This is a genomic window from uncultured Campylobacter sp. (assembly GCF_937949835.1).
In the GTDB taxonomy this organism is placed as follows: Bacteria; Campylobacterota; Campylobacteria; order Campylobacterales; family Campylobacteraceae; genus Campylobacter_B.
Genome location: NZ_CALEDC010000286.1, coordinates 1 through 6,639, shown reverse-complemented (window position 1 = coordinate 6,639; position 6,639 = coordinate 1). Strand labels below are relative to the sequence as shown.

General features: G+C 47.0%; 8 protein-coding genes. 5 read left to right on the top strand and 3 right to left on the bottom strand.

Annotation, left to right across the window (positions count from 1 at the left end; translation table 11 throughout):
* Positions 1 to 158: 158 nt before the first annotated feature.
* From tilS to panC, 3 genes are read right to left on the bottom strand one after another with little or no spacing between them, the layout of a single operon-like run.
* Positions 159 to 1,160, bottom strand: a complete 1,002-nt coding sequence (tilS, locus tag Q0256_RS06420) for a tRNA lysidine(34) synthetase TilS (protein WP_297961323.1) — start codon at positions 1,158 to 1,160, stop codon at positions 159 to 161.
* Positions 1,157 to 2,695, bottom strand: coding sequence for a MiaB/RimO family radical SAM methylthiotransferase (locus Q0256_RS06415; protein WP_297961320.1), 1,539 nt, complete (start codon positions 2,693 to 2,695; stop codon positions 1,157 to 1,159). The genes tilS and Q0256_RS06415 overlap by 4 nt, the downstream gene beginning before the upstream one ends.
* 1 nt (position 2,696) lies before the next feature.
* Positions 2,697 to 3,518, bottom strand: a complete 822-nt coding sequence (gene panC / locus Q0256_RS06410; protein WP_297961317.1) for a pantoate--beta-alanine ligase — start codon at positions 3,516 to 3,518, stop codon at positions 2,697 to 2,699.
* 164 nt (positions 3,519 to 3,682) lie between these two features.
* Here panC and Q0256_RS06405 point away from each other — a divergent pair, with 164 nt between their 5' ends.
* From Q0256_RS06405 to Q0256_RS06385, 5 genes are all read left to right on the top strand, one after another.
* Complete coding sequence (locus tag Q0256_RS06405) at positions 3,683 to 3,982, top strand: DUF883 domain-containing protein (RefSeq protein WP_297961315.1); 300 nt, start codon at positions 3,683 to 3,685, stop codon at positions 3,980 to 3,982.
* Between the two features lie 259 nt (positions 3,983 to 4,241).
* Positions 4,242 to 4,478, top strand: a complete 237-nt coding sequence (locus Q0256_RS06400; protein WP_100067308.1) for a hypothetical protein — start codon at positions 4,242 to 4,244, stop codon at positions 4,476 to 4,478.
* A 59-nt stretch (positions 4,479 to 4,537) separates the two neighbouring features.
* Positions 4,538 to 5,635, top strand: coding sequence for a peptide chain release factor 2 (prfB, locus tag Q0256_RS06395; RefSeq protein ID WP_297961310.1), 1,098 nt, complete (start codon positions 4,538 to 4,540; stop codon positions 5,633 to 5,635).
* A gap of 19 nt (positions 5,636 to 5,654) precedes the next feature.
* On the top strand, positions 5,655 to 5,990 hold the full coding sequence (locus Q0256_RS06390; protein WP_297961307.1) for a type II secretion system protein: 336 nt from the start codon (positions 5,655 to 5,657) through the stop codon (positions 5,988 to 5,990).
* A gap of 10 nt (positions 5,991 to 6,000) precedes the next feature.
* A complete protein-coding gene (locus tag Q0256_RS06385) occupies positions 6,001 to 6,438 on the top strand; it encodes a hypothetical protein (RefSeq protein WP_297961304.1) in 438 nt (145 codons plus the stop codon).
* Positions 6,439 to 6,639: the final 201 nt, after the last annotated feature.

Below are 6,639 nucleotides of genomic sequence, written 5' to 3'. Positions count from 1 at the left end.
GCCCAGGTCGTAAACGACGTCCGCGGGCGTAATAAGCGCGTTCCAAGCGGCGATGAGATTTTCATCCATCTCGGCTACGTTTGCGCCTTTTCTAAAATTTGGATATTTTTTAAGCACCAGCTCGTGGCCGAAGTGCAGATCGGAAGTAAAATAAACGCTCATAAAAGCTCCTCAAATAGCGCAAGATCCGCTCCCATGGCAAATAAAAATCCGCGGTTTATCGGCGGGATTTTTAAGGTGCGGCACGCTTCTTTAAATTTCTTTTCCATCGTGGCTTTGATATATGGCGTTACAAGTATAAAATTTACGCCCGCTCCCACGGCTACCTTGCCGCCTAGCACGCAGTCAGCGCCGTTTTCTAGGCAGCGCGCGCATTCGTTTCGCTGCGCCGAGCTTGGCACGAGCCCTAGCCGCTTGCAGGCAAGACCCACGCCGCGAAGCTCGCCCCGGCCCCGTTTTACGAGATAAATTTTAGGCGCTGGATTAGAAATTTCGGGAGCCAAATTTAACGCATCGGCCGCCAAAAACTCAAAGCTTTTTTTCACGCCGCCAAAGTATTCGTTTAAAAACGGCTTGCTAAATTTAGCGCGAATAAATCCGCGTTTAAACCGGGGCGTTAAATTCGTCTCGTCGGTGAAGTATTTTAGGTTTCGCTCACGCAAAAACCGCTCCAGCTCGCACTTTCGCACGCCTAGAAGCGGACGAGCGATCACGTAGTCCTCGCGAGTTTCTAGCTCTTGCATGCCTAGCAGCTCGCTAAGCCCTGCACCGCGCCCAAGCTGCATCAAAAACCACTCGAATTTATCATCAAATTGATGCGCCAAGATCAAATTTTCATATCCTTGCTCGCGGCAAATTTGGCCGAAAAAATCATATCTGGCCGCGCGCGCCTCGTGCTCGAAATTTGACGCGCCCAGCCGCACGCTTTTTACGTAGATTTGTTTGTTAAATTTAAGCGCAAGCTGTCTTGCCGAGGCGACTTCGTCCTTGCTCTGCGCGCGGACGTTATAATCCACGATCGCGAGGTCAAATTTCACGCTCGCCTCGTCCAAAAGATAAAAAAGCGCCGTACTATCGACGCCGTGTGAAAAGGCAAGTAGGTTTTTGCCGGTCCGCAGCAAGGCTAGAATTTTACTTGGAATTTCGGGCGAGTTTTTCATTGTCCTTGCGAGCTTTTTAGCACTCGCGCAAGCAGTCTATCGCCCGCGAATTCCGTGATTTCGCACTCGTATAGATCGCCTACTTTTAGATTTTGCACGTAGCTTTCGTTGATTAAAATTTCGCCGTCGATGTCCTTGTCCCATGCAAGAGGCTTGGCGCCGTAAAAAAACTCGCCCTCGCTGCTGGCGCCTTCGATTATTAGGGGCATCTTTTTGCCTACGAGCGCGCGCATGCTATTATCTATCGCCTCGCGCGTGATTTTTTCGATTTTATTTAGGCGGCGGCTAATTGTCCGCGCAGGGATCTGCGGCATCGCAAAGCTCGCCGTATCCTCCTCCTTACTGTAAGCAAAAGCTGAAATTCTATCGAATTTAAACTCCTGCAAAAATGCGCAAAGCTCGTCAAATTCGGCTTCACCTTCGCCCGGGTGCCCCACTATGACGCCCGTGCGGAGGAACGAGTTTGGCGCTGCACGCATTAAGCTTAAAAGCTCTTTAATCCGCGCCGCGCCCGCGCCGCGCTTCATCAGGCTTAGCATTTTGTCGTTTATGTGTTGGATCGGCATGTCGAAGTAGTTTGCGAAAACGGGTGAGCCCACGATCGCGCGGATGAGTCGCTCGTCGGTGCTGGTGGGGTAGAGATACAGCACGCGCGCGACCTTGACGCCCTTTATTTTTTCGATGCGTTTTATTAGCGCGACTAAATCGGCGCCCAAAGCATCGTTATTTTTGCCGTCCAAGCTCTTTTTGCGGACGTTTTTACCGCAAGCGGTTTCGTCGTAAGCAGAAATTTCATCTCCTGCGCTACCGCACGAGCCGTCGGAATTTTGTACATCGCATGAGCCGTCGGAATTCTGCCCGTCGCGAAAGCTTGCAAAATTTAACTCGCCTTCGGAGCCTTTAAAATTTGATCCGCCGTTTTTGTCGCGCCTTAGATCGCGGCCGTAGCTGCTGGAATCCTGCGCGATAAAGCTAAAATCGTAAAATCCGCGCGCTACCAAGTCACGCACCTCTACTTCGATGTCGTCGATGCTGCGGCTTTTTAGGCGACCTTTGAAGCTCGGAATGGCGCAGAAAGAGCATTTTTGATTACAGCCCTCCGAAATTTTAACGTAAGCGTGGTAGTTTGAGCCCGTTATCACGCGCGAAGAGACAAGAGCCGGGCTTTGTAGATAAGTTTGCGGCGAGAATAGGTTTTGCTTTTTTAGGATCATTTCGTCGATCTTGTCGTAGTCGCCGACGCCGCTAAAAATATCAACCTCAGGCAGCTCGCGCATGAGTTCGTCTTTGTAGCGCTGCATCAGACAGCCCGTGACGACCAGCAGCGCGCCGCTTTTTTTCTGCTCGCTAAGCTTCAAAATCGTGCGGATACTCTCCTGCTTGGCGCTTGCGATGAAGCCGCAGGTATTTACGATCATCACGTCCGCACTTGTAGGCTCATCCGTGAGCTCGTAGTTTTGCAAGCGCCCAAGCATGATCTCGCTATCGACTAAATTTTTATTACAGCCCAGCGAGACGAGATGGAGTTTTGCCATTTTACAGCCAGATATTATCGATCAGGCGGGTTGTGCCAACCTTTGCGGCAAGCAGGATTATCGTATCGCCTTGCTTGATCTGCGAAATTTCATTAAATTTATAATCCACGAACGCTATATAATCGACCGCCAGTGGCTCAAGCACGCTAAGCATCTTTTCGCGGATGATATTTAGGCTGATCTCACCCTTTTTCACGAGCGCGCTTGCGTTTTGCAGGGAGCGTGAGAGTTTGAGCGCGAGTAGCTTTCCCTCCTCATCCAAATAGGCGTTGCGCGAGCTAAGCGCGAGCCCATCGCTTTCGCGCACGATCTCACAAGGGATGATACTTATAGGCATAAAAAAGCTCTTTACCATCTTCTGCACGATGAAAAGCTGCTGGGTGTCCTTTTTGCCCATATAAACGTTACTAGGACGAGTTAGATTAAAAAGCTTATTTAGCACTTTAAGTACGCCGTCGAAGTGCCCGGGACGCGTTTTGCCTTCTAAAATTTCACTTATTGGCTTAGGTGCTATGATTGCTGGCTCCTCCGTGCCGTAAATTTCATCCGTGCTTGGGATAAAAAGCGCGTTCACATCGAGGCTTTCGCAAATTTTAATATCGCCCGCTTCGTTTTTTGGGTAGCTGTTTAGATCCTCGCCGGGCAAAAACTGCGCCGGATTGAGGAATGCGGAGACGATTACGATGTCGTTTTCGTTTCGCGCTCTTTTTATGAGGCTCGCATGCCCCGCGTGCAAAGCCCCCATCGTAGGCACGAAGCCCACGCTGCCGCTTGCTGATGCTCTGAAGCTTTTTAGCTCCTCTACGCTTCTAATAATTTGCATTGTTCTCTCTTTTCAATATAAAATATTAGGCTGGCAATTATATCAAAAAATATTAAAGGTATAAATTAAGCGCGAAAGGGCGGTCTATTTAGCGAGCGTTAATCAATAAGTACTAAAATCTACCACGAGCTTTAGCTCTAAAATAAACTTCAAAAGGAGCGAAAATGGCTACTCAAGAGACAAATTTAGAGTCTTTGAAAAAGGATATCGACTCTTTAAAAGCGGATTTTAAAGAGATTATGAAGTCCATCAAAAACATAGGCGCAGAGCGTGCAGAGTCTGCTAAAGATAAAATTCTAGATCAGCTAAACAGCAATGAGATCAAAAAATATATAGATGATCTAAGGCTCAAAGGCAAAGACGGCATAGAAAGCGTGAATGACACGATAAAACAAGATCCGATAAAAAGCATCGCTATCGCTGCGGGCGTCGGATTTTTGTTCGCTTGGTTGCTGAAAAAATAATGGCCGGCATATCTGAATTTATAGTTTCGGTAGTAGAGCTCGTAGACGCTCAAGCTAGCGATATCAGGCGCTCTTTTTTAAAGAGCGCCAATTCGGTTTTACTAAATATAATTACGGGCGTGATTTGCATTATAGGTTTAGTATTCTTTTTGCTAGGACTGCACGCGCTTCTTGAAAAAACTATCGGAGAAATTTGGGCGTATTTTGCTTGCTCTATTGCAGCTTTTTTATGCTCTATCATCGTGTATAAGGTGCTTTCGTGCAAAGCGAAATGACAAAAGAAAAGCTAAGACTAGTGGTGTCTATGCTTGAAGACAAAAAAGCCGATTGCAAAAAGTTAAAGCTAGAAGAAGCAAAGCTAAAACTGCTACTAAACGACCCCTTGCCCGATCTCTCGACGGAGCTTAAACTGATTAATCATGGCAATATCAAGCAGGTTTTGATATCCCTAATAGATAAATGCTTCATAATACCCGCCTTAAATAAAATTTTATAAACAACCTTAATCCAAAATATGTTATAATCACGCCAAAAGCATAAAAAAGGTCTTAAATTTTGGATAATTACGAATACACGGAACTTTTAAAAACCCTAAATACTAAAGTCGAAAATATTGCAGGCGTCGTAAAACCGGAGAACATTAAAGCGCGCCTAAAAGAGATCGAGGAGCTTGAAAACGATCAAAATCTCTGGCAGGACGTCGCAAAAGCAGGCGCCATCGGCAAGGAAAAAACTAAAATTTCAAATATCTTAAATAAATTTCTAAACGCTAAAAATGCCGTAGATGACGCGAAGGGCTTATATGAGCTGGCAAACTCGGAAAACGACGAGGAGACGATAAACTCGCTTTTTGCCGAGGCGGACGAGCTAGAGGGCAAGATCATAAATTTAGAAATTTCTATGATGCTAGGCGGCGAAAACGACGATAAAAACGCTATCGTCAGCATTCATCCGGGCGCGGGCGGTACGGAGAGCAACGACTGGGCGAGTATGCTATACCGCATGTATCTGCGCTTTTGCGAGCGAGAGGGCTTTAAGATCGAGGTTTTGGACTTTCAAGAGGGCGAGGAAGCCGGCCTTAAAGACGTTAGCTTCATCGTGCGCGGCGAGAACGCCTACGGATATCTGAAAGCCGAAAACGGTATCCATCGCCTGGTGCGCGTAAGCCCGTTTGATAGTGCAGGGCGCAGACATACGAGCTTTTCGAGCGTGATGGTAAGCCCCGAGCTAAATGATGATATCGAGATAAATATCGAAGAGAAGGATATCCGCATCGATGTGTTTCGCGCAAGCGGCGCAGGCGGGCAACATATCAATAAAACCGAAAGCGCCGTGCGTATCACGCACATCCCAACAGGCATCGTAGTAAACTGCCAAAACGATAGAAGTCAGCACAAAAACAAAGAAACGGCGATGAAGGTGCTAAAATCCCGCCTTTACGAGCTGGAGCTGATGAAACAGCGCGAGAAGGACGAGAACGCGCCTAAGAGCGAGATCGGCTGGGGGCATCAGATCCGCTCCTACGTGCTTTTCCCGTATCAGCAGGTTAAGGACAACCGCAGCGGCGAGGCGTATAGCCAAACCGATGCGATTTTAGACGGCGATATAAAAAGCATAATCGAAGGCGTTTTGATTTCACAAGCGAACAAATAAATTTTTTGAAAGGATGAGAATGAGTGAAGATGGAATTTTGCTAGCGCTAGGATATAGCGTAAACGACGCGACGGTCGCGCAGCTACGAGGAATTTTATCGAAGTGCGATTTTGAGGATAACGAGCTTGATCGCATTGTAGGGCTGAACGATAAGCTTAAAATTTACGGTGCGCACGTGGCTATGTCGAATTCAAATCCGTATTTTAAGATTAAAAACGACGCTACGAATGAGGAGCGCAAGACCGCTGCGGAGCAGATCATCCGCTCTTGGTCGGAAAAATTTAAGCTCAAGCTACAAAAGGTCGCGGGCAAAGAGACCTATTATGTTTTGGGTCGCCAAATTTCAAAAAATTAAGGAGCAAAATATGAAAAAAATTCTAGCTTTAATCGCCGCCGGGGGATTTTTGGCAGGCTGCGTTAGCAACGCACCAAAAAGCGCAGTCGATGCGCCAAAGAGCGGCAAATATTCCTTCGCCGACGTTCAAGACGGTATCCGTGCGATGAACCTACAAGGCGGCGTCGTGCAAAGCGATGCATGCAAAAACGGCAATGGCGCGATGTGTTTAAATTTTGCCGATTCTATGTATTCCAAGCGAGACTATGCTTCCGCCGCCAATGCCTACAACGCCGCATGCACGCTCTCTCAAAACTTCCCTGCTTGCCAGAAGCTCGCAGCTATGTTTGAAAAAGGTGAAGGCGTGGAGCAGAATAAATTCAACGCCATTGATCTATACCGCATCTCGTGCTATTACGGCTACAAGGACGCGTGCGCAAATATGCGCCGCTTAGGATACAACGGCTAAGGCTTTGGGATTTAAATTTTAAAATTCTGTTTTAGATTTACTCGCTACGAACTGCTTTCAAATTCCATTCCGCCGTATCGCGGGATGGAATTTGTTGCATGAAATTCTGTTATCTAGCCGCAATGGCTAAAATTTTCCTTGCCTTCTCAATTTGCTCCATAACATGCTCCTTTAAAATTTAAATTTTCTAAATTCTATCTT